The sequence below is a fragment of the Pseudoalteromonas sp. APC 3893 genome (assembly GCF_030408095.1).
In the GTDB taxonomy this organism is placed as follows: Bacteria; Pseudomonadota; Gammaproteobacteria; order Enterobacterales; family Alteromonadaceae; genus Pseudoalteromonas.
The window spans coordinates 65934-91155 of sequence record NZ_JASDCD010000013.1; the positions used below are offsets into that span (position 1 = coordinate 65934).

Annotated in this window: 19 protein-coding genes; 4 read left to right on the forward strand and 15 right to left on the reverse strand. The window is 41.2% G+C overall.

Annotated features, from left to right (window positions below; translation table 11 throughout):
• Positions 1-9: 9 nt before the first annotated feature.
• The 5 genes from QMA12_RS14695 to QMA12_RS14715 are packed head-to-tail and all read right to left on the reverse strand — an operon-like array spanning position 10 to position 7041.
• Entirely contained in the window at positions 10-1344 is a 1335-nt protein-coding gene (locus tag QMA12_RS14695; RefSeq protein WP_290210454.1) for an alanine racemase, read from the reverse strand.
• Complete coding sequence (locus tag QMA12_RS14700) at positions 1341-2810, reverse strand: DUF3526 domain-containing protein (RefSeq protein WP_290210455.1); 1470 nt, start codon at positions 2808-2810, stop codon at positions 1341-1343. Before QMA12_RS14700 ends, QMA12_RS14695 begins: the two co-directional genes overlap by 4 nt.
• Positions 2807-4207, reverse strand: a complete 1401-nt coding sequence (locus QMA12_RS14705; RefSeq protein ID WP_087531129.1) for a DUF3526 domain-containing protein — start codon at positions 4205-4207, stop codon at positions 2807-2809. The genes QMA12_RS14700 and QMA12_RS14705 overlap by 4 nt, the downstream gene beginning before the upstream one ends.
• The gene (locus QMA12_RS14710; protein WP_087531128.1) at positions 4207-4926 is read right to left on the reverse strand and encodes an ABC transporter ATP-binding protein; all 720 of its coding nucleotides are present in this window, start codon (positions 4924-4926) and stop codon (positions 4207-4209) included. Before QMA12_RS14710 ends, QMA12_RS14705 begins: the two co-directional genes overlap by 1 nt.
• A 9-nt stretch (positions 4927-4935) precedes the next feature.
• Positions 4936-7041 (reverse strand): TonB-dependent siderophore receptor, encoded by a 2106-nt coding sequence (locus QMA12_RS14715; RefSeq protein WP_290210456.1) that lies wholly within the window; start codon positions 7039-7041, stop codon positions 4936-4938.
• A 601-nt stretch (positions 7042-7642) separates the two neighbouring features.
• Here QMA12_RS14715 and QMA12_RS14720 point away from each other — a divergent pair.
• The gene (locus tag QMA12_RS14720) at positions 7643-8560 is read left to right on the forward strand and encodes a porin (protein ID WP_087531126.1); all 918 of its coding nucleotides are present in this window, start codon (positions 7643-7645) and stop codon (positions 8558-8560) included.
• A 94-nt stretch (positions 8561-8654) separates the two neighbouring features.
• Here QMA12_RS14720 and recG read toward each other — a convergent pair whose 3' ends face one another.
• Genes recG through asnC form a run of 3 tightly spaced genes read right to left on the reverse strand, consistent with a single transcriptional unit; the run spans position 8655 to position 11984 of the window.
• Positions 8655-10736 (reverse strand): ATP-dependent DNA helicase RecG, encoded by a 2082-nt coding sequence (gene recG / locus QMA12_RS14725; protein ID WP_290210457.1) that lies wholly within the window; start codon positions 10734-10736, stop codon positions 8655-8657.
• A 60-nt stretch (positions 10737-10796) separates the two neighbouring features.
• Entirely contained in the window at positions 10797-11483 is a 687-nt protein-coding gene (trmH, locus tag QMA12_RS14730) for a tRNA (guanosine(18)-2'-O)-methyltransferase TrmH (protein WP_087531124.1), read from the reverse strand.
• Between the two features lie 42 nt (positions 11484-11525).
• Positions 11526-11984 (reverse strand): transcriptional regulator AsnC, encoded by a 459-nt coding sequence (gene asnC, locus QMA12_RS14735; protein ID WP_087531123.1) that lies wholly within the window; start codon positions 11982-11984, stop codon positions 11526-11528.
• Between the two features lie 189 nt (positions 11985-12173).
• On the opposite strand from asnC, the gene asnA reads away from it, so the two are divergent.
• Complete coding sequence (gene asnA, locus QMA12_RS14740; protein WP_290210458.1) at positions 12174-13169, forward strand: aspartate--ammonia ligase; 996 nt, start codon at positions 12174-12176, stop codon at positions 13167-13169.
• A 50-nt stretch (positions 13170-13219) separates the two neighbouring features.
• Here the strand turns inward: asnA and QMA12_RS14745 are convergent, their stop codons facing one another.
• The 6 genes from QMA12_RS14745 to QMA12_RS14770 form a co-directional block, all read right to left on the reverse strand.
• The gene (locus QMA12_RS14745) at positions 13220-14824 is read right to left on the reverse strand and encodes a FapA family protein (protein ID WP_087531121.1); all 1605 of its coding nucleotides are present in this window, start codon (positions 14822-14824) and stop codon (positions 13220-13222) included.
• 401 nt (positions 14825-15225) lie between these two features.
• On the reverse strand, positions 15226-15618 hold the full coding sequence (locus QMA12_RS14750) for a RidA family protein (RefSeq protein WP_087531119.1): 393 nt from the start codon (positions 15616-15618) through the stop codon (positions 15226-15228).
• A gap of 10 nt (positions 15619-15628) precedes the next feature.
• On the reverse strand, positions 15629-17734 hold the full coding sequence (spoT, locus tag QMA12_RS14755; RefSeq protein ID WP_087531118.1) for a bifunctional GTP diphosphokinase/guanosine-3',5'-bis pyrophosphate 3'-pyrophosphohydrolase: 2106 nt from the start codon (positions 17732-17734) through the stop codon (positions 15629-15631).
• A 128-nt stretch (positions 17735-17862) separates the two neighbouring features.
• A complete protein-coding gene (gene rpoZ / locus QMA12_RS14760) occupies positions 17863-18138 on the reverse strand; it encodes a DNA-directed RNA polymerase subunit omega (RefSeq protein ID WP_058560306.1) in 276 nt (91 codons plus the stop codon).
• Positions 18139-18242: 104 nt separating this feature from the next.
• On the reverse strand, positions 18243-18863 hold the full coding sequence (gmk, locus tag QMA12_RS14765; RefSeq protein ID WP_087531117.1) for a guanylate kinase: 621 nt from the start codon (positions 18861-18863) through the stop codon (positions 18243-18245).
• Positions 18864-19385: 522 nt separating this feature from the next.
• Positions 19386-20354: a class 1 fructose-bisphosphatase gene (locus QMA12_RS14770; protein WP_290210459.1), complete on the reverse strand. Its 969-nt coding sequence runs from the start codon at positions 20352-20354 to the stop codon at positions 19386-19388.
• Between the two features lie 162 nt (positions 20355-20516).
• Between QMA12_RS14770 and QMA12_RS14775 the strand changes: the two genes are divergently transcribed.
• A complete protein-coding gene (locus QMA12_RS14775) occupies positions 20517-22946 on the forward strand; it encodes a zinc-dependent metalloprotease (protein ID WP_290210460.1) in 2430 nt (809 codons plus the stop codon).
• Positions 22947-23003: 57 nt separating this feature from the next.
• On the opposite strand, the gene QMA12_RS14780 is transcribed toward QMA12_RS14775, so the two are convergent.
• Entirely contained in the window at positions 23004-24116 is a 1113-nt protein-coding gene (locus QMA12_RS14780) for a mechanosensitive ion channel domain-containing protein (protein WP_290210461.1), read from the reverse strand.
• Between the two features lie 125 nt (positions 24117-24241).
• Here QMA12_RS14780 and QMA12_RS14785 point away from each other — a divergent pair, with 125 nt between their 5' ends.
• On the forward strand, positions 24242-25222 hold the full coding sequence (locus QMA12_RS14785) for a YihY/virulence factor BrkB family protein (RefSeq protein ID WP_290210462.1): 981 nt from the start codon (positions 24242-24244) through the stop codon (positions 25220-25222).

Sequence of the window (25222 nt, forward strand, 5' to 3'; positions counted from 1 at the left end):
TGGGTATTTTTAGCTAAGTAGTTGCCAAGAAAGCATATTGCTCTCCCACGTTACGGCGATTTTTCGAGGTAATGGCATAGAGTGAAACTCGGATTCATTCGAGTCCATCTGATATCCTGCGGTGTTGAGATAAACCATAAGGTCATCGCGCTGTGGTAGTTGCGATAAGGGAATAAACCGCCAACTCAACATGTCGCTATCTAGGCATGTTGCGCCGCCAAAGGCTACTCGATACTCCCCTAATATGCCGTTTGAATGTTGTGAAAGTAGTAATGGGCTCGGTAAATATTCACTTTCAAACCATTGCTCTGATAATGATAAACTTGAGCCAGAAAGTGTCGCGATATGACAGTCTGATGTGCCAAGATGGGGCTTAACCCCTTGTACTTTAAATAAGCTAATACCAGCTTGATCAAGCAGTGCGCGCCCAGGTTCAAGCATCAGTGTAAGGTCCTTTAGCTGTAATGCTTGTAATGCACTTTGTCCATGCTTGTTCTTCACCGCCAAAATAGCGAGTAAGGTATCCTCAAGGTTTTGCTTGGTGTAATAGGGGTAAAACCCTGCAAAGGTTTTACCTGCAAAAAAGCATTCAAAGTCCAAGGCGTGTTGCCAGTGTTCGTCCTCTAAGTAGGAAATTGGGAGACCGCCACCAATATTAATTTTTGATGGCGAGAGCCCCATTTGCTGGGCCTCATCTATTGCCCTGACTAAAGTATGAATGCTGTTACCACGTGCATGTGGGCAATAACCGCTTAGATGACAGCTAAACCCTTCTAAGCCCACCCATTCCTTGTATTCTCTGCATTGGGTTAATAATGACGAAAGTTGGCACAGGGAACTGCCAAATCGTGAGGTTTTAGTCGATTGTGTTTGCAAACGCAGCAGCACTCTTGCGGGGATTTTTCGTTGCTTGGCTATGGCAATGACACAGTCTAATTCAGCATTTGAATCAATGGCGATAAGTGCTTGATGAACAAGTGCTAAGTTAATAAGTGTATCTGACTTATGTGGGCCAGATACGCCAATTTTTACACCTTGAATACCACCGCTTAAGGCAAGTTCAAACTCCTGTACACTCGCAACATCCACTCCAATATCGTATTTAGACGCGGCTTGGGTGAAGCATTGAGCTTTGTTAGCTTTTTTCGCGAAGTAAATCTCATGCTTGAGTCCTTGCTTAGTGAAGGCATCTTGCAGTGTTTCGATATTTTCAGAAAAACGCTGTGGAAACACTAAGTGTAGCGGCGCGCCCAACGCCGCTATCCATTCAAATAGTTTAGCTTTACTTTCTATTAGTAAGCTTTGTGTTTGTGAATGAAGTTTTGCAGCGAGGGCGTTATTCATACTACTAGCACCTCTTTGTTACTCGCACTGTCTAGTTTGTTGACGCGACGTTTTGCTATAAGGAGAAGGCCAACGGCTAGTAGCAGCAACCAGGCTAATGGCGTGTAGCTGTACACAGGTGTAGAAAATTCGCTGCTAAATTGAGGTATATCCTCAAGATTCGTGAGCGTTGGCTTTGCGCTACAACCATCACATGGTGCAAAGTCTCCTCTTTGATTGGCTTTGGCAATCTCATTGGCAAAGAAACGTTGTAGTGCTTGATGATGAGCTTCAACTTCGCACATAAAAGCGTGATGACGCGTCAAACCGTTTCCAGCTAAATCAACCAATAGTGTTTGGACAATAAGCGCAGGGGAAAGATACTGTAGTTTTTGGGCGCTTTGTTGTTGTGCTTGCTGCGTGTTTAAAAAGCGTGCATCTTGAACTTCCATTGCGCGTTCAACAGAGTTTATTGTTGCAATTTTTTTAGTGGCGTAATCACTGGCGCCACTGCCATTTTTTGCAAGCTCTGGGTGGTCTTGAAAATACTGAGCTAAGGTTTTTTCACTCGCTTTTTGAGCGTCATCGCTGGCTGCTCGAAGACTATCTATATAGTGAATACGTGAAGGCGTTGGGTCGAGTAAAGCAATGCTTGTATTGACTAAAGCTGGAACAACAATCACCAAGCCGAGCCAGCAGGTAACGAGAGTCGCAGCATTGTTTGCGGCACTTTTGGCCCGGCTATTAACCCAAGCTGTTATAGCAATCCAAAACCCAGAATAACACAGTACAATGAAGTTATAGCTAAGTAGTTCAGTAACACCTATCTGGTCTCTTATGATAACCAAAAGCAGGCTACTTATGAGTAAAAATGGCATTACGATCAACGCACTTCGTAGTAGTAATTGGTAGGTGAGTAGATGCGTGGCACTGCCACCTTGAAGCATTAGTAACCTTAACTGTCCGCCTTGGCGTTCACTCGCTAAAGCATTAAAACAAATGCTAATAATGAGCAATGGCAGTAAATAAATAACTACAAAGCTTAAGTCGAACTGACCAAGTAACAGTGAAAGCGGGTGGACATAATCATATTGATGAACAATATGCTGCTTTTCTTTAATCAGCATTTTAAAATAATACGGTAATACATCAGCTTGTCCTGTTGCGATAGGAGCCGTTGCGAGCGGAGTTTTAATAGCGTAATTTTGCATCAAGTAAAAAGCTTGTCCGCGCAGGTCGTACGGGTCTTCCCACCATTTATGATTTTCGGTACTTGCGAGCCTTTCGGGCAATCCTGCTTTAGCATTTTGAATTGTTTGTTGCTGCATTTGTTGAGCAGCAAGTACTACGTCGCGCTGCTTATTAGCAAAATAATGGGCATTAAGGAATGCCACGAGTGCAAGCACGCTGGTGGTAAGAAAAAGTGTGAGTACGAGTTTCTCTCGCCATAGGTTTTTAAGCTCAGTGGCTAGTATTAGGCGCTTCATCTTTGTTCCTCTAAACGTAGCTTTTTAATTGCAAATAAACTAAGTAGCACCAGTACAATCAGCCAAAAGCCAAGGCATATAATGCTAATAACGTAGTGAGGCAGGTAGTGAGCAAAACGTGGATATTGATATGAAAACTCAGGGATCTGCTGCCATAGCTCTTTTCCAGCGGTGTAATGTCCTTCAGCCTTATGACCATGATCTCTTTGATTAAAGTTAAGGACTTCTTGCATTAGACGACGATGTTGCTCTGCTGCATTTTCAAAAGATTGCTGGTGGCTAAAATCAGTGGCTGCGGTCGCCATCGAGAGTGTTTGTACTGCGATAAAGGGTGTTAACAACCCTGCCAACTGGTAGCTTTGTGACTGTGCTTCAAGCTGTTCTAAACGGGCTTCAAATAAGCGATCAAAGATTTTGTCGGCGTATTGTTCACCAAATTGGAGTTGTGCTCCGGCATAATCGAAGGGTAAGTCTGCTACTTGGCTAACGCCATATTGGGCGAGTGTTTGCTGCTTAAATTTTTCAATCGCATCGAGGCGTGCATCGGTATAAACCTCGCTTTCAAGTTTTGCCTGAAACGTTTGACCAGACCCTTGTGGATGCAAGGTGGTTGCAATATTCATTGCAAGTTTTGGCAGTAATAATGTTGTGAATGCCCAAATAGTAAGTAATGTAATTAATGTGCGTCGTGCCGTAGGGAGTAGGCTAGAGAGTGTCGTAGTGATCAATGACCAAAGTAATAGATAAATTAAATAAGAGAGTAAAAATAGAGCACTTCTTAGCGTATAAGGCGCCTCGTTTGCAGTTTGGCTATAAAGTAAAAAAAGTGCAACGGGTAGCAAGAACAGGCATGAAAGTGTGAAAAGCAAAGCACATTTAGCAAAAAACAACTTTGCAGGGCTTGCACCTGCTGCAAGTAGTTGTTTTAAAGTGCCTTGCTCACGCTCCCGTGCAAGTAATGGGTAGCCAATTAAAATGATCAATAAGGGTAATAATACTTGCAACACGAAGGCGGGTGATAAGCTCCCAAAGCGCGACAATGGCAAGTTATCTTGTGCGCTTCTAAATAAGCTATCGTTACGAATGTGCGCCTCTAACCTCAATACATTTCCTTGGTAAGCTTGTAATCCATCATCGAGTGCTGCCAGTGGCGTGGTAGGCTTAACGACATAAATGCCGTAATGAGCTGCAGAGTGGGGGCCTTTCTCACCTTGGTTCAGCCAGCGTAATTGCTCTGATTGAGATACCTCGTTTACGGCTTGCTGATAGGTTTGATGGCTCTTAAAACCAGTCACACAAGCCAGTAATAATAACAAAACAGCAATGCCACTTAGCCAGAGTGCTTGACCTTGCCGCTTAGTATCGATCCATTCTTTTTTAAAAGTACTTTGTAACATTAGGCGTCCACCTTGATATGTTTAAGGTATACAGATTCAAGTTGGACTTCTTTTAATTGTTCGAAAAGTAACGTGTCGACTAATTGCCCTTGATTAATAATTGCAACGCGATGCGCATCCTCTTGAGCACGGTATAAGTCGTGGGTCGCCATTAAAATTGCGACACCTTGCTTCGCTAGTGATTGTATGAGTTGACTAAACTCATGGCTGGCTGATGGATCAAGGCCTGAAGTTGGTTCATCTAAAATCAATGCTTTAGCTTCTTTTGCAAGTGCTATAGCGATCCCTACTTTTTGTCTCATTCCCTTTGAATAGGTTGCAACGGACTTATCTACAGCATGGCTTGGTAGTTTTACTTCTGCGAGTAGGGCACGAAATTCGTCATCGGTTTTTTCGATGCTCGCCACTTTGCTGAAATAGGCGAGATTCTCAAGTCCAGTAAGGCGAGGGTAGAGAGCCACTTGCTCGGGAATATACGCTAAATGCTGCCTTGCTGTTACGACATCGAGTTGTGGGTTTACCCCTGCAATGCTGATTTCACCTGCATCAGGTTGTAAAAAACCTAACAGGCAATTAATGGTGGTTGTTTTTCCTGCGCCATTAGGACCAAGCAGCGCTAAAATCTCTCCTTGATGTACGGCCAAGCTTAAACCTTGAAGGGCTTGATATTCTCCAAAGCGCTTTTGTAAGTTATTAATTTGAATAATGGGTGTGGTCATGATTTATCCTTAAAAGCTGACGCTTAATGATGCAATAAGTGTCCGGCCGCGACCTGGCGCTATGCCCCAATCTATGCCTTTAGCACCGCCAGACAGCCAGTATTCTTTATCAAATAGGTTTTCGGCCTTAATTCGCAGTGTGGTGTTAAAATCACTAAAGTGATATTTGGCACCTAAATCAAAGCGTGTATAAGCCGGAAGGTTCAAATTGTTATTAACATTTTGTTCCCGTTCACCCACATGAAACATGCCAGCATTTACACTTAGGTTTTCTAAGAAAGGTAGTTGATAATCTAAAAATAAATTTGCTTGGAATTTAGGTACATTTGCAGGACGGTTACCATTGAGTGCGGGTTCACCATCAAGTTCATCCAAACTAGGGTCCATAAATGTTATCGAAGCAACAGTCGATAGGCCTTTAATAAACGAGCCGCTGGCATTAAGTTCGATACCTTTATGAGATTGAGTCCCATCTTGTACAAAGTAATTGGTGATGTGGTTATGGTATTCCAGCATTTTTTCAATTTCGAATACTGCAACGGAATAGTTCATTGAGTCAGTTTGGTATTTTATACCGGCTTCTATTTGTTCACTTTCTTGTGGCCCTAACGATTCGCCCTCATTAATTGCTCCACTGCCAATTACTGCTACGCCACCTTCTCCAGCACCTTCAGAGTAACTGGCATAAAAAGCAAGTTGATCATTCGGGTTATAATTTAAGCCAATGATAGGTGTGTTGAAGGTGCGATCATCTAATGTTGATTTAGCTTGATTTGGTGCGGTTTGATCTTTTTTATATTGAATATGACGCAGCCCTAGAGTCGCATAAAATACATCATTAAAATGCAGGGTATCGGTAATGAAAAATGAGCTTTCGATTGTGTCTGTTGTTGTTGGATCGGGGTATTCGGGGAATTCAGGTTTACTTACATGTGTAGGGCTAAATATGTTACCAACAGGATTGTCTAACTCAAACCAGCGACCATCTTTAGATTGGTAGTCACGAATACTTGCGCCAATAACTAGTTCATGTTCAATACCTGCAGTAACAAGTTGCCCTGTAAAGAAGCTGTGGGCAGAAACCGTATCATAGGTTTCATCTGGCGTGACTTGAATACTTGCTGATAGAACATTTCCTTCTAAATCAACTGAATATATATCAGGAAAAATAGTGAACCGGTCATTCCCAGAAAGTGCGACTTGGTTAACCCACTGCCAATTATCATTGAGCCAAAAATCCACTCGCGCCGCTATATTGAAGGACTCGGTTTTATATTTTGCCCAAGGTTGGCCAAGTAATATTTCACTCGTGTCTACATAAGGAGGGAGCACGGAATGGCTATCATCATTTGGGTCACGCGCTAAACCAATAAGTGGTTGTGATACAGTGCTTTTGTCTTGATAGTCGCCATCTAAGCGAATAAAAATACGGTCAGACAGTTGCCAGTCTAGAGCTGCGCTGAAAAAGTGCCTTTCTAGATCGTCACCACCGGTAAAGTCGCCATTTTTTTCTGCTGCGGCATTGATACGATAGCCAAAAGTTTGCTCACTATCTAAGGGGCCACCAAAATCTACATGAATATAACGGCCCGCACGACTACGAAATTCTGTCGTGATATCTAAAAAGGAGTCCATCGTTGGGCGCTTCGTTACATAGTTAATCGTACCGCCAGGATTATTAAAACCTGAGACCAAACTTGATGGGCCTTTAATAATATCGATTCGTTGAATATTCTCCAGTGGAACATCCTGATAAGGAGCAAGAGCGAGCCCATCTCGTCTTAGACCATTTGTCCAATCGAGTTGAAAGCCCCTTAGGCTGACAAAATCAAAGACTGTGCCGATAGCCGTATTTTGTACAGATGCATCATTAGCAAGCACTTCGCTCAAAGTTTTTACTCTTTGATTCGTTATTAACTCTTCAGAAAAAGATTGAATAGAAATAGGTAAAAACTGAGGATCTTTGATCCCTAGTGCCGAGGCATTTACATCTCGGGTACTATAAAGTGGTGTACGCGTACCTTGAACTTCAAGTTTTTCAATAGATTGAGTTGCAAATGATTGCATTGAAAATAAACCAGTAAGAACACTTACTGTTAGAGCTGACCTTTTCATTTTTTTCCAACCTGAATTTAAATAGTGTAAGTAATTATTGGTTTTCAAATGTTATAACGTATCAAGCTTGGCATGTTTGAATTTTAATTGGAAGTGATAATAGTTATCATTTTATTGTATTTATTTTTTTATTTTGAGAATGGGGATAATAAAAAATGAGCGCTTATTATGGCTGGCGGAGATCACCTTTACTAGCAAGTATTAAGTGAACAAAGCATATTATTAGTTATTTTATGTGTTGTTATATTATTACGCTTTTCGGTATAAAGTTAATGTAAACAAGTGTAAATGAAGTTGTAATATAGCAAAATATTTATTTTTGTTTAAACTAATCGTATTGCTTCTATAATGAATTGATCTTGTGTTTATAAGTTGTGATGCAGTACAGTTTTAAAAAAGTCCAACATATGCTACAGACTGTCTAACTTTATAACCAACGCATGTTCTTAAAAATATATTTTAATTACAAAAACAATTACTTTTTATGAATGTAAATTGACGTTTTTATTTCAGTTGTCATCTTTCTGTCATTTTTTATTGGCACACTGCGCTCAATCAAACACGAGTATGTGTTTTTCGTTGCGATTATTGAGGAAACGACATGAAATTTGCAAAGTCTAGCTTATTCCTAGCTTTATTTGGTGGTTTATCTTTTTCTGCATTAGCTGATGTAGATCTATATGGTAAAGCAAATGTAACAGTGCAGTCCTCTGATGAAGACGATGAGTCGTTTACAGAAGTTAAGAGTAATGCTTCTCGTATCGGGTTCCAAGGCTCAGAAAAGCTGCGTGAAGGCTTGGAAGCTGTTTACAAATTTGAATTTCAGGTCAATGTATCAGATGACTCAAAAGATACTTTTACTTCTCGAAATCAATATGTTGGTTTGCAAGGCAGCTTTGGGCAACTCGTGATTGGTCGCAATGATACAGCTTTAAAGCAATCTCAAGGGAAGTTGGACTTATTTAACGACCTTGAAGGTGATATAAAAAATCTATTTAAAGGTGATAACCGCTTAAGCGATACGGTTACCTATTCTTCGAATGACTTTAATGGTTTAAAAGTGCTTGCAACTTATGTTGCCGAAAAAGACAGTGAAGGAGAGAATGGTTATTCATTAGCTCTTACATACGGAGATTCGGGTCTTAAAAAAAGCAAACTTTATGCATCTATTGCAGCTGATAGCGAAGTAAATGGATATGATGTCATCCGCGCAAGTCTTCAAGGTAAAGTGGCTGATATTAAATTAGGCGCTATGTATCAAAAGCAAGAAAAGGTTGATGGGACTGGTGAAGCTGATGGCTATTTAGTTAATGCGGCATATACTTTGAATAGCAATACGTTCAAATTACAGTATCAAACGATTGATTTTAAAGATGGTGATAACAACTCTGCGATCTCAGTAGGTGTTGATCATAAGTTTACAAAAAATATTAAGTTGTTTGGCTTTTATTCAACCTATGATTTAGAGAGTGATGTGGATCAAGACTATATCGCGTTAGGTATGGAATATAAGTTTTAGGATTCTATATTAATTTTTAAGGCCCTGTTACTATTGCTTGGGGCCTTGTAGCTTCTTTGTATGTTTAACCTTTGTTTGCACAATATTTAATGCTTTAAGCCTGTGCATAAGCTGACTTACCAGCAAGCCAGCGCTGGATGAGCTTTTCTACTTGCTCAGGGTATTGGTTAAGCATTTGCATTGCGATAGGCCTAACTTGATTGAGTGTTTGTTTATCACGGTTTAAATCAGCGATTTTAAACTCAGCTAATCCTGTTTGCTTAGTACCAAGCACCTCACCTGGCCCGCGTATTTCTAAATCACGCTCAGCAATAACAAAGCCATCATTACTATCTCTTAATACTCCTAAGCGTTTTTGTGCTGTTGCAGATAAAGGGGCGTGATAAAGCAGCACACAGTGAGAAGCAACAGCACCACGGCCTACTCGTCCGCGTAATTGGTGTAACTGTGCAAGTCCCAGTCGCTCAGGATTTTCAATAATGATTAAACTGGCATTTGGTACATCTACGCCCACCTCAATGACTGTTGTTGCCACCAATACGTGAATATTGCCTGCTTTAAAATCACTCATGATGGCTTGTTTTTCTGCGGGTTTCATTCGTCCATGTACAAGGCCCACTTTTAACTCTGGGAGTGCTTGGGTTAATTGTAATGCAGAGTCTTCAGCCGCTTGGCATTGCAGTACTTCGGATTCATCAATTAAGGTGCACACCCAATACACTTGCCTACCTTGCTCATTGCTCGCTGTTTTCACACGATTAATGATTTCATCACGGCGCGTATCGGGTATTGCAACTGTGGTGATTGGTGTGCGCCCAGGTGGTAATTCATCTATTATTGATGTTTCTAGGTCGGCGTAGGCTGTCATCGCAAGTGTTCGAGGGATGGGTGTTGCTGTCATTACTAGTTGATGCGGGTAACAGTCACCAAAGCGACCTTTTTCACGTAGTGATAATCGTTGATGGACACCAAATCTGTGTTGCTCATCAATTATAATTAGTACCAGGTTATTAAATGTAACTTGTTCTTGAAATAACGCATGCGTCCCTACAATCATCTGCGCTTCACCTGATGCGATTTTTTCTAGTGTTGTACTACGCTCTTTGCCTTTAGTTTTACCGCCAAGCCAAGCAGTTGTTATGCCTAAATCTGTAAACCACTGAGTAAAGGTAATACCATGTTGTTCTGAGAGGATTTCAGTAGGGGCCATTAATGCAACCTGATAGCCTTGTGCAATTGCTGTAAGCGCACTTAATGCTGCTACCAAGGTTTTACCAGAGCCTACATCACCTTGAACCAAACGCATCATTGGATAAGCATGTTGTAAGTCGGCTTTAATCTCGTTCACCACGCGATTTTGCGCGTTAGTCGGAGCAAAGGGGAGTTGAGCAAGAAAGTTATTTTCAAGTTGCTGGCTAGCACTAAGCGCGACGGCTTTTACTTGCTGACCTTGTTGGCGTAACTTTAATAAGCTTAGGTTTTGTGCCAATAGCTCTTCGAATACCAGCCTTTGTTGAGCAGGGTGAGTGCCAAGCTCTAACGCGGTAACATCTACATCATTGTTAGGACGGTGAAGTAGATATAAAGCCTGTGTCAGTCCTATCCCTGCATGTTGAAACTGCTCGGGTAATAACTCTTCAATTTGATATTTCTCTAATAATGTAATGGCTTGATCACTCAAAGCGCGAATAGAGAGTTGTTTTAAACCGTCGGTGGTTGAGTACACAGGTGTTAATGTTGTTGCTGTAGGTTGCTCAGAAGGTGTGTCGCTAATACTGTACTCAGGATGGGTCATCTCAAAGCCAACACGACCGCGGCGAATTTCCCCAAAACAACGAATGATTTTTCCCCCGCTCATGGCATTTTTTTGCGCAGCACTAAAATTAAAAAATCGCAGTGTTAATCTACCAGTGCCATCGTTTACTTGGCACACCAGCATTCGGCGCTTACCAAAGGTTATTTGACTGGTTTCGATGGTGGCTTCAATACTGACATGGCTGTGAGGTTGTAGCTCATTGATGGCATAAATTCGAGTGCGATCTTCATACCGTAACGGCAAATGAAAGAGCATATCTTGTACTGTAATAATACCTAACTTCTTTAGGCGCTCAGCCATTTTTGGCCCAACACCTTTGAGCTCGGTAATTGGGTAATAGCTTAAATCAGGTTTTGACAAAATAGGCTCAACACTTTCATTTTTAGATATTTTTGAGTTTACGTGCGAACTAGCAAGGCATCAAGCATGTTTTAGTGTATGCCAAAAAGCTTCATCCGCGATGATCTCGCCATTGTCATCCAGTGCAGGGTAAGGTAAAGATTTTTCTTTGCACTTTTGTGCAATAATTGGATGGCAGCCTTCAAATAGCATCGTATGCTTTATGCTACTTTGCAGCATATCACGGTTGTATAAGCCCGCCTTTAAGCGCTGGTGTTGTGCTTCGAATAAAATCAGTGCGGCAGCCACAGATACATTTAATGATTGTGCCATTCCTTGCATTGGAATAATGATATTTTTATCGGCGTGGGCCAGTGCGGTTGGCGAAATCCCGGTTTTTTCTTGGCCTACAATAATTGCGGTGGGCTTTGTGTAATCAATATCACGATAATCAATTGCATCTGGGCTCAAGTGTGTTGCAAGTATTTGTACGTCTGGGTTGTGGCTACGCATAGTACTAACTGCATCATCTATATTTTTATGAAGGTGTGTATCAATCCAGTTTTTGCTACCACCAGAGGTGTTATTAGTAAGCCATTTTTGATTCTCAGGCCACACTGCATGCACATGGTGGCAGCCCACTGCATCAGCGCTTCTTACTATGGCTGATAAGTTATGGTGCTTATGCACATCTTCTAAGCATACAGTTAAATCTGTTTGGCGGCGATCCAATACACTTTTAACTCGATGAAAACGTGTGTTTTCCATTCTTTATTTTCTCTTTGCTCTCGTAATTAGAGTGATTATACCTTAAGGCATAACACTGCGGCTAATGGGGTTTTGCAGTGAGATCAGCGTTTCTGTCGATTGTATTGCTTCTATGGCCTGTATTTTATTGATTAATACATCTTGTAGGTGGTCAATTGAACGGGTCATTACCTTTATAAATATGCTGTAGTTACCGGTGGTGTAATACGCCTCAACAACTTCTTCAAGTTCCTTAAGCAGTATCAAGGTTTGTGGGTAATCTCGTGCGTTATTTAAGTTAATGCCAATAAAGCAGCACACATCATAACCAAGCTGTTTTGCATCAATTTTTACTTGCGTGCCAGTAATAATGCCAGCTTGCTTCATTTTTTCTACGCGCACGTGAATTGTGCCGGCACTTACAGCAAAGCGTTTAGCTAATTCGGCATAAGCTGTGCGGGCATTATCCATTAGGGCGTGAAGTATCTGTTTATCGAGATTATCGATTTGATAATTTTCCATATAATTTTGGTTCTATAATTATTGAATCTTTGTTTTTTATACCACTATTTTAATTGAAATTATATGTTAAGGCTGTTTTTTTTGTGGGTTATTGAATTTTGTTGCTAAATGTTTGAGGATTGCTTTATTGAAGTTTGTCGCAGCGACAAAATAAGCAAATAACAATAACTGGGAATGAGGCCAATTATTATGAGTTCACACTATGTGCAGCAACAGCAGCAAATAAGTAAAGTTAAGCAGTTTTTTTCACAGCAGCTTGAGCAGAAATTAGGGCTAATTGAAGTACAGGCACCCATTTTGGCTAAAGTGGGTGATGGCATTCAAGATAACTTAAGTGGCACTGAAAACGCGGTAAGTGTATCGGTAAAAACGCTCCCAGGTAGTCAATTCGAAGTTGTTCACTCGCTCGCTAAGTGGAAGCGTAAAACCTTGGCACAACATGGCTTTGCGGTAGGCGAAGGGCTATACACTCACATGAAAGCATTGCGCCCAGATGAAGACTCTTTGAGCCCAATACATTCTGTTTATGTTGATCAATGGGATTGGGAAAAGGTTATTTGTGCCACGTCAGAACGCTCACTCGAGAAACTCAAAGAGACGGTAAAATCACTCTATCAAGGTTTAAAAGCTACAGAGCAGTTTGTAGCTGATGAATTTGGTATTACAGGTTTTTTACCTGAGGAAATTACCTTTGTACACTCTGAGCAACTTCGCCAAATGTATCCTGATTTTACCGCAAAGCAGCGCGAAAAAGCGATTACACAAGAGTATGGCGCTGTGTTTTTAATTGGTATTGGTGGTCAACTAGGTGATGGTAAAATACATGATGTGCGTGCACCGGATTATGATGATTGGTCTACCCAAACGTGTGAACAATACAGTGGCTTAAACGGTGATATTCTTGTCTGGAATCCAGTACTAGAAGATGCTTTTGAAATATCATCAATGGGCATTCGAGTAAGTCCAGATGCATTAATGAAGCAGCTTGAAATTACTGCAGATCAAGCGCGTTTAGAATTCGATTGGCATAAACAGCTACTGGCAAATGAATTTCCACAAACCATTGGTGGTGGTATCGGGCAGTCTCGACTAGCAATGTTGCTGTTACAAAAGCCACATATTGGTCAAGTTCAGGTTGGTGTTTGGAGCGAAGAGCTAAAGCAAGAAGTAGCAGGAATACTCTAAAATAAGTTCAGATCCAGAGGCGTAAGGCCTCTGAATGTTTAACTTTGAAGTTAACTAGTTTTAAACTCTACTTCAATTTTACCTTCTTGTAATTTTACATTGCAAGGAGGATAGTTACGGTTGGTTTTTAAAACTTTATCAAAAATATGAATTTCAACACCGGAGTGAAGCACCTTGTTCACTGCTAAGTTTGCGTCATTAAGTAAGTCATGTAAATGATGCTCTAATTTTGAAAGGCGTTGTTCAAGTTGCTCCGCCTGCTGGCAGTAATGCTGTTGGGTGGCACCTATTTTTGCGATAAGTTGCTTTTTCTTATCTGCATCTTTAACTAAATCAGCTTTTTCTAAGGCTGCTTGCAAGGTGTCGAGTTGCTCATCTGTTTTAGCTAACTCTTTAAAACAGTTGTCCGTTTCTTCAGTGATCTCTTTACCAGAAGTTGCCATATTAATTAACATTTTGGCGCCAGATTCATTGCCTATTTCGCCAGCGATGACCATACCGGCATCAAGTACTTCACCACCAAATATTTTGCCTTGAGGGTTATCTTTTTGACCAACTTGTAATAAACGCGTGGCTTTCATCATACAATGGCTCGCTTGGCGCTCAATAAAAATATTGTTGCCGCTGATGAAGCTATATTGAGCGTGAGAAAGGTGGATATCACCAGCACTGATAATTTTGCAAGATAAGGACTTATCATCTAGCTGGTGGCCGATAACTCCTTGCTTGATAGTAATATTGCCTTGAGCGGTGAGTTCGCCAGACTCAACGGTACCCATGACAGTAATATCACCTTTTGCAGTGACCTTCATACCAGGTTCAATATTTTGGGTAACGATAACACTGCCATCAAAGTTAACATGGCCGCTTTTAACGTTTACGTCTTTAACGGTATAAATGTCATCAACGCGCATACCATTGGTTATTTCAACAGGCACTCCGGAAATAGTCGAGACCAGTTCTAAAGGGTTTGTTTTTGATATTTCAGTGCCTTCACCTGCGACTAAAGAGAAGCTTTCGCCTGGTTTTGCTGGAAGCGAATCACCAGTCACCGTAAAGCCTTCTTTGCCGGGAGTTGCAGGTTGTTGTTGAATCAGTAGTACACCAGGCTCAACACTTGCGAGCTTGCCGAAGTCACGCATATCTACGGTGCCATCTTCACGCAGTTTGGGGGCATTTAAACGTTCTTTTAAAGTTTGTACTTGCGGGATTAATCGTGACGATAACCCATCTACCGGGAGGCGGCCTTTGGCTAATATTCCTTTCGCTGTATGTCCCGCGGGTAGTTCAAATTGTTGTTGTAATAGCAGCTCTAAAAAGGCTTGCTTATACCCTCTTGCGATACCTGCTTTTATTAATTGTTGTTTGGCTGTATCCAAGTCGAGAACTTTACCACCTTGCGCTAATGTTAGTTCACCGGTTGCAAGCATTTTATCGTCACTGATAGCTACAACGAGAGTAGCATCATGTTTACTGGCAACGACAATAGTACGCTCATTATTAGGCGCATCAAAATAAGCTTTAATGGACTCTTGCTCAACACGACATTCACAAAACTTAGAACGTTCAAGCGCTTCAATTACAAAGGCGGCGCTGGGAGGTGAATGCTCTATTACATCCAGTAATACGTTACCATTATGGGCTAGCTTAAACACACATTATCCTTTTGCACTGCTAAAGTTAAAGGTTTTATTTTTATTATTATATACCCAAACCACCTCAATATGCAGAATTCAGCGTTTCACAGGAGCTTAATATCAAGGCGTTACTTTGCAAGAATGGCCATCCCTTTTAAGAAGTAACAACGATGAGAGTAAGTCTCTGTGAAACGCCCAAAGGGTTGGTTTAAAAGCGATTTATACTGCGTTATTGATTTTAACAATAGAACCACTATTACTTGCAATCAATGCCTTGCCTAAATCGCTTTTAATTCCAACTGAAAATCGCACCTTGAGGTGGCTTGGGTATAGAGTGCTAGAGAAATTAATAACTGTCAAGAAATTAGGGTGGCTATTAGAGGGGAGTGGCATCCAAATAGTTTGGATGCCTGATAGGTTTAGTTGGTTGAAGGCAATTCCATGATGCCATCTATTTCAACTTGTACGTTTTTAGGTAAAGCGCGAACGCCTATTGCTGCACGGGCAGGATAAGGAGCTTTAAAATACTGGCTCATTACTTCATTAACAGTAGCAAAGTTTGATAGATCGGTTAGGTAAATATTCACTTTCACTAAATCCTGAATAGTCCCACCGGCTTCTTTACAAACTGCGCTGACGTTTTTAAACACTTGATGTGTTTGCTCAGCAAAATCTTCTGAAATCACTTCCATTGTTTCAGGCACAAGTGGTATTTGCCCTGATAGGTAAACGGCAGTGCCGACCTTAACTGCTTGGCTGTATGTACCAATAGCTGCAGGGGCTTGTTCGGTAGAAATAAATGCTTTATTCATGATTTTCCTATTATTTTTTACGATAGACTTTTTGCACATCAGGCATTACGCGAATACGGCGCATGATGTTAGCAACGTGAACACGGTTTTTAACGGTGATCCCAAGGTCTATCACATAGAGATTACTTTCTTTTTCGTCAGTCGTTATTTCAACTATATTTGCTTGTGTAGTTGCCACGACATTGGTTAATTTTGCCAGCGCGCCTTGATGGTTGATTATTTCAACGCGCAGGGCAGCGATATATTCTTTTTCTGGGTTATCATCCCACTTTACGACCAGGTATTTAGAGCGCTCAGACTCCCAGCCTCGAATGTTTTTACATTCTTGGCGGTGTACGGTAACGCCTTTACCTTGGCTTATATGGGCAGTAATAGCATCACCTGGCACTGGGCGGCAACATTTTGAGTAGTTAACCAGCATGCCTTCGGTGCCGATGATAGTTGCTTTGGCATTCTTCGCTATATCGCTTAAATCTTCATCATCGTTTTGCAGCAAGCGCCGAGCGATTAACATACTCATTAGATTGCCAGAGCCAATTTCAACCAGTAACTCTAATACAGTGTTTAAATTATGCTCGTCCAATACTCGTGTTATATTTTCATCAGGTAAGTCACTGAATTTTGTTTCACCTAATGCTGAATCAAGTAAGCGCCTCCCTAATTGCAGTGCTTCTTCCTGATGTTGATTCTTTAAGTAATTACGAATCCCTAAGCGTGCTTTACCGGTAACAATAAAGTTAAGCCAAGTTGCATTTGGGTGTGCACCAGAGCTGGTTATGACTTCGACTGTTTGGCCTGTATCTAATGCTTGACTCAGTGGGTGAGGCTTGCGGTTAACCCTAGCCCCAACACAGGTATTGCCTACATCTGTATGAACAGCGTAAGCAAAATCAACAGCCGTTGCACCCATAGGTAGCTCGACAATGCGACCATCGGGAGTAAACACGTAAATTTCTTCAGGGAATAATTCGGTTTTAACGTTTTCAACGAATTCAAATGATGAACCTGCACTTTGCTGCAGCTCTAATAAGCTTTGCATCCATTGACGAGCACGTTGTTGCGCCGTATGGCCAGCGCCATCACCCGCTTTTTTGTACATCCAATGTGCTGCGACCCCTTTATCAGCCATATGGTCCATATCATGAGTACGAATTTGTATCTCAACTGGAATACCATGAGGGCCGACAAGTGAAGTGTGCAAAGATTGATAACCATTGGTTTTTGGTACGGCAATGTAATCTTTAAAGCGCGTTTCTATAGGCTTATATAAGTTATGCGCAACACCTAACACTCTGTAGCAGGTATCCATAGACTCTACGGCAATTCTAAACGCGTAAATATCCATGACTTCATTAAATAATAGCTCTTTATTTAGCATCTTTTTATATATGCTATATAAGTGTTTTTCACGTCCAGATACAGTCGCAGTAATACCGGCTTCTTCAAGGCGCGCTGTTATTTCTGTTTGAATATTTGAGATAACTTCTTTGCGGTTTCCGCGTGCTTTTGCAACTTCCGATTTTAGCGCTCTGTGGCGCATAGGGTAGAGGGCTTGAAAGCCTAAATCCTCTAGTTCATTTTTAATATCATGAATACCCAAACGGTTAGCTATGGGTGCATAAATCTCAAGTGTTTCTCTTGCAATTCGGCGTCGCTTATCAGGACGAAGCGCTCCCAAAGTTCGCATGTTATGAGTACGATCGGCAAGCTTAATTAAAATAACACGGATATCCTGCGTCATCGCCATAATCATTTTACGATAGTTTTCAGCTTGAAATTCTTTTTTATCTTTAAAGCTGAGTTTATCGAGCTTGCTCACGCCTTCAACGAGCTCTGCAACTGTGTCGCCAAAAATTTCGGCTAAGTCTTGTTGGCTGAAGTCGGTATCTTCGATTACATCGTGCATCAAGGCAGCCATGAGAGTTTCATGGTCTAAGTGCATGCCCGCAAGAATTTGGCTCACTTCAACTGGGTGAGTTATATAAGGTTCGCCACTTGAGCGAGTTTGACCTTCGTGCGCTTCTCGAGCAACTACATAGGCTTTTTGTACCAGTTCTACATCTGCCGGTGGCAAGTATTCTGATATTTTCTTTTTTAAACCTTCAAAAAGATACATTCACACTCCAATGTTCTCGTGAAGCAAATAGGTAACGGTATGTTAAGAATATACGATGAAAAGAAGGGATTGCCAACGGCTAGAGTAGAAATACTACACCGTTGGCTAAATCAGACCGGGAAGTCAGATTATTGGTTGCCACCTACGATAGCGGCAACGGCAGCCATTTCAGCCGCTTCTTGGTGTTGTTGCTCTTCACGATCAATAACATCCATTGATGAACTATCAACTAAACCAAGTTCAATTTCACGTAAAGCAACGACTGTTGGCTTATCGTTTTCTGGGTCAACCAATGGGTTTTTACCGCCCACTGCGATTTGGCGGGCACGACGAGCCGCAACTAAAATTAAGTCAAAACGATTACCAATTGCATCTACTGCATCTTCAACAGTTACGCGAGCCATCTTCAGCACTCCAAATAAATTTTTAAGCAAAGACGTAGTTTACTGCACCCAGCAAGATTCGCCAATAGCTAGTGGTTAATTTTTATCTATAAATATATCAATAGTTATTTTATTAAGTCAGCAATTAGGTCTTTATGACGAACTGACTGACACTGCAATGACAAGCGTTTTGCAAGCACTATTGTTTCAATTTGTGCCAGTGCAGTATTAAAATCATCATTCACAACTAAATAGTCATACTCATCATAGTGAGAGCTTTCAGATTGTGCCTGTGCCATACGTCCAGCAATTACTTCGGCTGAATCTTGACCTCGGCTATTTAAGCGTGATTCTAATTCTTGTTTGGATGGGGGCAGAATAAAAATAGTTTCAACGTTATCAACTAATTTACGCATCTGTTGCGCGCCTTGCCAGTCAATATCTAAAAACACATCGATGCCAGCAGCAAGTTGCTCTTCAATCGCTTGCTTAGAAGTGCCGTAATAGTTATCGAATACTTGCGCCCATTCAAAAAAGTCATTTTGTTCAATCAAGCGCTTAAACTCATCGACTGTTACAAAATGATAGTGAACAGCATTTTCTTCACCTGGGCGCGGCGAGCGAGTCGTGTGCGATACCGATACTTTCATATCGCTATGCTTAGCTAGTAGTGCATTGATTAAGCTTGATTTACCAGCCCCAGAAGGAGCTGATAATATAAATAAATTTCCGCGAGTTTGCGCCATGATTTGGTTCTCTACTAAAAATAAATAGGCTCGAGTTACAAGTAACTCAAGCCTTTAATAGTTCTATTGTACTTTATTTAAGTAATTGTGCTCAAGTTGAGCGAATAAACACTTATACAATATTCTGGAACTGCTTATTGAGTAGCGGCCTAGACCTTAACAAACTCAATAGCTTACCGAAAGTAAAGCGTTCAAAAGTGCTTGTTTCCCCACCAAACTGCCTATGGCTTTTACTAAATTTTAGTGGTTAACAATGGAAAAACAGTGCTGTTTAACGCTGTTGTTGGGATTAAAACATAGCAGTTTTGAAGGGCTTTATCGAGCACGATTTCCATCAACATAGCCTGGCCACTTTTTGGTTGTTCTATGTGATAGCAAAGCTGGGGGGCTGGCATGACAGCAAACGAATAGGTCGAGTCGGCACAAAAGCCATCTGAGATGGCTAGGTGAAATTGGTATTTCTAGCCGAGTCCTATGCTTTTATGAAAGAACTCGACTTGTGATCAAGAGATAGGCTGAGAGTTACTTATGATATCCCAAACAGGTTTCGACTTCGTTTTTAGAGCCTAAAATCACTGCTACACGTTGGTGGATGGCATCTGGTTGAATATCCATAATACGCTCAGTGCCTGTTGACGCGATACCGCCAGCTTGCTCGATTAACATGGCCATTGGGTTTGCTTCGTAAAGTAAACGCAGTTTATTTGGTTTGTTAGGATCTTTAGTGTCGGTAGGGTAGGTAAAAATACCACCACGGCATAATACGCGGTGGACGTCACCCACCATAGCGGCAATCCAACGCATGTTGAAATTGCGCGCTCTAGGGCCTGTATCACCAGCAATTAAATCGTTAATATAGTTTTGCATAGCTGGCTGCCAGTGACGCTGGTTTGATGCGTTAATAGCGTACTCATTGGTATCTTCTGGTACTTTAGCGAAATCTTCAGTTAACAAGAACGTGCCGTGAGTTTTATCTAAAGTGAAAAAGCGAGTGCCTTTACCTGTCGTTAGGGCTAAAACTGTTGATGGGCCGTAAAGTACGTAGCCCGCTGCAACTTGATTTTTACCCGGTTGCATAAAAATTCTTTGATCGGCAGGATCAGAGCCTTCAGGCGCTTTCATTATTGAGAAAATAGTGCCTACTAATGAGTTAATATCAGTATTTGACGAGCCATCGAGCGGATCAAACGCTACGATGTAATCTGCATCTGGGTTGCCTGCAACCGTGTAGTCTTCTTCTTCTGATGCGATGGCTTTAACGTAACCTGATTCCAGTAATATGTCTTTTAGTAGCTGGTTGGTTAGTACATCAAGTTTCTTTTGTGTTTCACCTTGAATGTTTTCGTCGAGGGTTGAACCAAGTACGCCAGATAATGCGCCTTGGCCGACACGGAATGAAATTTCTTTACATGCCGCTAATACTGTTCTGATCAACGAAATTAAATCTCTAGGGCAACCGTCTTCAAGTAATACTGGGGGTAGTCTACGCATTCTATTTTCCTGATAACGTTAAGGGCCATGATAATCATAGGGTGAGAGGGATCATCAAAGCTAGCGCTGAATTTCGTCTTAAATAGATGTATTTTAAAGTGGATACATTATACTGGCATCACCTTTAAACTTATTTAAAACGCGAATAACAAAGATAAGATTATGCAAAAAATACCACTGATACGTTACATACTCTTTACTGTGTTGCTAACTATGATAACCCAAGCGCACGCAGCAATTAAGTCTATAAATGATTTTACTTCACAAATGAATCATTTTCCTGGCTATTTTTCATTCTTTTACGATACCGAAAATGGCAAAGTCTACTTAAAGGTAGACAAATTAGAGCAACAGTTTTTATTACAGCAAAGCTTACCTTATGGTGTTGGTTCGAATGATATAGGTCTTGATCGTGGCCAATTAGGCAATACTCACCTGGTGCAGTTTGAGCACTTTGGCGACAAAGTGATGCTCAGAGCAATTAATACATATTACCGCGCAAATACCAGTAATAAAGCTGAACAAAAAAGTATTCAAGAAGCCTTTGCTTCAAGTATTTTAGCTGGCTTTAAGGTCGTGGCGCAAAGCCCGCAAGCGGTATTAATTGATTACACGCCTTATTTATTAAGTGACGTTCACGGTGTTAGTCGCACGCTTGCAGCTCGTAAACAAGGTAGCTTTAGTTTAGATGAAAATCGTAGTGCGGTATTTATGCCACGCTCTAAAGCGTTTATGAAGAATACTGAGCTTGAAGCGGTGCTTACCTTTAAAGGTAGCAAGCCGGGGCAATATATTCGCCAAGTCAGTGCTGACCCATATGCGCTAACGGTACATATGCATCACTCGTTAATTAAACTGCCTGACGATAACTACACACCACGTGCATTTCATCCGCAATCTGGTTACTGGAGTGTTGAGCATAAAGATTACGCGGCTTCATTAAGTGACTCTATGTTAGTGCGTTATATTCCGCGCCATCGTCTTGCTAAAAAAGACCCATCATTGCCAATTAGTGAACCTATCGAGCCAATTGTATATTATTTAGATCCAGGCGTACCAGAGCCAGTAAAAACAGCATTATTAGAAGGCGGGAAATGGTGGAGTGATGCATTTGCAGCAGCAGGTTATAAAAATGCATTTATCGTCAAAGTATTACCTGATAACGCAGATCCTATGGATATCCGTTATAACGTCATTCAATGGGTGCATCGTGCTACGCGTGGTTGGTCTTATGGCAGTTCAGTGATTGACCCTCGTACAGGTGAAATTTTAAAAGGTCACGTTACCTTGGGATCACTACGTGTACGCCAAGATATTTTAATTGCTGAAGCTCTTGCTGCGCCTTATGTTGAAGGGAATGAGGTTACTAAAACCTTGCAAGCGATGGCGCTAGACCGTATCCGTCAATTGAGTGCGCATGAGATTGGCCATACATTAGGGATTGCACACAACTTTGCTGCATCAGTGGCCGATAGAGCATCTGTAATGGATTATCCTCACCCATTATTAAGCTTCAATGATAAAGGTGAGCTTGATGTGAGCCGTGGCTATGCGCACGGTATGGGGCAGTGGGATACTCAAGTTATTAAATATGGTTACAGTGACTTTACTGGCTTTGATGAGAACACAAAGCTGGCTGCTATTTTAGCCGAGAATAAAAGCAAGGGACTTGAGTTTATCTCTGATAGCGATGCACGAGCAAAAGGTGGTGCACACCCAACGGCCCATCTTTGGGATAATGGCACTTCACCCAGTGATGAGCTAACCCGAGTGCTTGAGGTGCGCAAACATGCATTAGCTAATTTTGGTATTAACAATATTAAAACAGGTACTGCACTGTCGCAGCTTGAGGAAATGCTGGTGCCGCTGTATTTATTTCATCGTTACCAAGTAGAATCTGCGGTTAAGCTGATTGCAGGTGTTGATTATGACTATGAAATACGTAGTGAAGGCGCTATAAAAGGCGCGCAAGTTGTAAGTAAAGAAGTGCAACAACATGCACTCACAGCAATGCTTAGCACGTTAAAGGCTGACAACTTAGTTTTACCAGAAAGTATTTTGGCTCTTATCCCACCTAAGGCTTACGGTGAGTCTAAAAACCGTGAGAGTATTGTTGGTCGCACTGGTTTAACACTGGATGCTATGGCGTTGCCGGAAGTCGCAGCACAGCATAGTTTATCGCTTATGCTAAATAGCCAACGGTTAAATCGGTTAGCTCAACAGCAAGCGCGCAGTAATGCGTTTTTCAGTCTTGATGAAATGCTTGCACAAGTATATGAGCAAGTGTTTACAGCGAGTAATGAAACGCCAATGGCCGCTAAAATTAACCAGCGCGTACAACTATTAACGGCCAAGCAATTTGCTGACTTGGCAGCCAGTGATAGTGTTGCTCCGGAGGTGCAAGCACAGCTTCGTTATTATTTAGTTAAGCTCAGTAAAGATTTCCAACAAGGTTCACTGCTTAGCAGTGTCAGCATTGGTGAAAGTGCCTTTAAGCAATACTTAGCGGAGCAAGTTAAGCTGTTCTTATCATCTGGACAGTGGCCAGATAACTTTAAAGCGTTGCCAATACCACCGGGTTCGCCTATTTAAAGTGGGTTATTACACTCATTTTTTAAGGGAGCGAATAAATGCTCCCTTAGATTTACGCTAAATTATATTATTGCCTTGCTCGGGGTCACGAGACTCTTCTGCTTGCTCTCTAATTTCATCTGTATCACTACTGACATCATCAATATTTGTGTCGTCATCTTGGTGAATCGGTGTATCGACTCTGTTAGCTCTTTTGGCTTTAAGAGCTGACTTTTCATCATTATCGAGCGTAGGATAAATATCATCGCCTTGGCTATTTACGAGTACACGCTCACGCGCATCGTCGGGCATGCTAATACCTTGCTCAGTGAAGTTATTGACCAACTCTCGCATTTGTTGTGATGCAACTTTTAATACGCTGTGCTGTTCACTGTTAACCCAAAAATAAATAGTGAAGTTAACAGTGGCTGAGCCTAAGTCATTAATAAGTACTTGTGGGGCAGGTTCACTCAAAACCGGCGCTTGTTTGTTCAGAATATTTAATGCAAGTCGTTGAGCCGCTTTAATATCATTATCATAGCCAATACCTAAGGTGAAATGACCACGCATTTTCGGGTTGGCGGTTAAGTTTTTAATAACGTTTTTATATACATTCGCATTTGGTATCTGGATATGATTACCATCAAAATCAACCAGAGTGGTGGCACGGGCAGTTACCTTTTTTACTACGCCAAGATGACCGTTTACCTCTATTACATCATCTATTTTGAATGGCCTTTGTACACTCAAGAGCATACTTGAAATAAAGTTTTCGGCAATGTCTCTAAAAGCAAAACCAAGTATCAAACCTAGTAAGCCAGTACCACTCATTACGGCCACAGCAAATTGGGTCAGCCCCGCTAAGCGAAGAAATAAATATACGCCAAATAATATAATTAATATGCTAATAAAGCGCCTAGTTACGACATGTAATAAGCGACTTTCACTGACATACCCCAGTGGTTTTATGAGTAAGTAAGAGAGTGGTCGAGCAAGAAAATAGCAACCGATAATCGCGAGTACACCTAATATTAATGCGGGTAGCATTTGCCCAGCAGCATGTAAAAACTGCATGACTTGAGAGTTAACACTTGCAAGAGTTAACTGCCATGTTTGCTCGTTTGGTAGTATTTTTTCATTACTAGATAAAGTGCTAGCGTATTGATTTATATTGCTAAAAAAATTATACATGGCTTTTTCCTGATGCGTTCTACACTCTCCATCTCAGTTTTTTAATGCAAGTCGAAGGCCATACTGTATTGGCAAGCTGATTGCTATATCTAAAAGATTACATAACGATAATTCAGAGTTCTCAAATGCCACAAAGTCAATATGGTTATCAAGCTAACAAGCCAAATGAAATCCCATTGCGGGGTTGGTGGAGTATTTGTAAGCGCGTTTATACAAGCCTTGCGCAAGATAATTTATCTTTTGTTGCCGCGGGTGTGGCGTTTTATGCATTACTTGCTATTTTTCCGGCAATTGCAGCTTTAGTTTCTGTTTATGCTTATTTTGCGTCACCAGCTGATATCTCGGCTCTATTGAGTAAATTCATCACCTTGTTACCACCAAGCACCAGTGAAATAGTACTTGAGCAAGTCACAGCAGTGAGCCAAAGATCACAAGCGTCATTGAGTTTAAGTGCTTTGAGTACATTATTGCTGGCTATTTGGAGTAGCAGTAAGGGTAGCCAAGCGCTGATCACTGCATGTAATATTACTTATCATGAAAATCATACGCGGCAATTCTTTATCGCATTGCTGTTTAGATTTATTTTTTCAGTCGGTGCAATTACGGTTGCTGTTGTAGCGTTACTTATTATTGGTATTTTGCCGATTGTTCTTAATTTAGTTGGCTTTACTCAAAGTATTGATCTCATTATTCAATTGATATCTTGGCCGCTGCTCGCATTTATTTTTAATTTTGCGTTGGCTTGCCTATATCGTTACGCCCCTCACAGGCGAGCAGCTAAATGGCGATGGGTGACACCAGGTTCATTATTGGCAACTATATTATGGATTGTTGCGTCACTTGGTTTCTCATTTTATGTTGCTACACTCGCTTCATATAATGAAACGTATGGTTCAGTAGGTGGGGTGGTAATTATGCTTATGTGGTTGTATTTAAGTGCATACATCATCATTTTTGGTGCAGCACTGAATGCCAGTATTGAACAACAAACCATGCAAGATAGTACCAAAGGTAAAGCAAAAAAACGTGGTGAGCGTGGTGCTTTTGTTGCTGACGAACTAACGAGTAAGCAACAACAAATACACAGTAAAGATTACCAAGATTAG

Excerpts from the sequence above, each read along its gene's own strand:
- QMA12_RS14770 (WP_290210459.1), bottom strand. The coding sequence starts at position 20,354 with ATGCGTAGACTACCCCCAGTATTACTTGAAGACGGTTGCCCTAGAGAT.
- QMA12_RS14785 (WP_290210462.1), top strand. The coding sequence starts at position 24,242 with ATGCCACAAAGTCAATATGGTTATCAAGCTAACAAGCCAAATGAAATC.
- QMA12_RS14715 (WP_290210456.1), bottom strand. The coding sequence starts at position 7,041 with ATGAAAAGGTCAGCTCTAACAGTAAGTGTTCTTACTGGTTTATTTTCA.
- QMA12_RS14700 (WP_290210455.1), bottom strand. The coding sequence starts at position 2,810 with ATGAAGCGCCTAATACTAGCCACTGAGCTTAAAAACCTATGGCGAGAG.
- rpoZ (WP_058560306.1), bottom strand. The coding sequence starts at position 18,138 with ATGGCTCGCGTAACTGTTGAAGATGCAGTAGATGCAATTGGTAATCGT.
- QMA12_RS14705 (WP_087531129.1), bottom strand. The coding sequence starts at position 4,207 with ATGTTACAAAGTACTTTTAAAAAAGAATGGATCGATACTAAGCGGCAA.
- asnC (WP_087531123.1), bottom strand. The coding sequence starts at position 11,984 with ATGGAAAATTATCAAATCGATAATCTCGATAAACAGATACTTCACGCC.
- spoT (WP_087531118.1), bottom strand. The coding sequence starts at position 17,734 with ATGTATCTTTTTGAAGGTTTAAAAAAGAAAATATCAGAATACTTGCCA.
- QMA12_RS14780 (WP_290210461.1), bottom strand. The coding sequence starts at position 24,116 with ATGTATAATTTTTTTAGCAATATAAATCAATACGCTAGCACTTTATCT.
- gmk (WP_087531117.1), bottom strand. The coding sequence starts at position 18,863 with ATGGCGCAAACTCGCGGAAATTTATTTATATTATCAGCTCCTTCTGGG.
- trmH (WP_087531124.1), bottom strand. The coding sequence starts at position 11,483 with ATGGAAAACACACGTTTTCATCGAGTTAAAAGTGTATTGGATCGCCGC.
- QMA12_RS14720 (WP_087531126.1), top strand. The coding sequence starts at position 7,643 with ATGAAATTTGCAAAGTCTAGCTTATTCCTAGCTTTATTTGGTGGTTTA.
- QMA12_RS14775 (WP_290210460.1), top strand. The coding sequence starts at position 20,517 with ATGCAAAAAATACCACTGATACGTTACATACTCTTTACTGTGTTGCTA.
- QMA12_RS14710 (WP_087531128.1), bottom strand. The coding sequence starts at position 4,926 with ATGACCACACCCATTATTCAAATTAATAACTTACAAAAGCGCTTTGGA.
- QMA12_RS14750 (WP_087531119.1), bottom strand. The coding sequence starts at position 15,618 with ATGAATAAAGCATTTATTTCTACCGAACAAGCCCCTGCAGCTATTGGT.
- asnA (WP_290210458.1), top strand. The coding sequence starts at position 12,174 with ATGAGTTCACACTATGTGCAGCAACAGCAGCAAATAAGTAAAGTTAAG.
- QMA12_RS14695 (WP_290210454.1), bottom strand. The coding sequence starts at position 1,344 with ATGAATAACGCCCTCGCTGCAAAACTTCATTCACAAACACAAAGCTTA.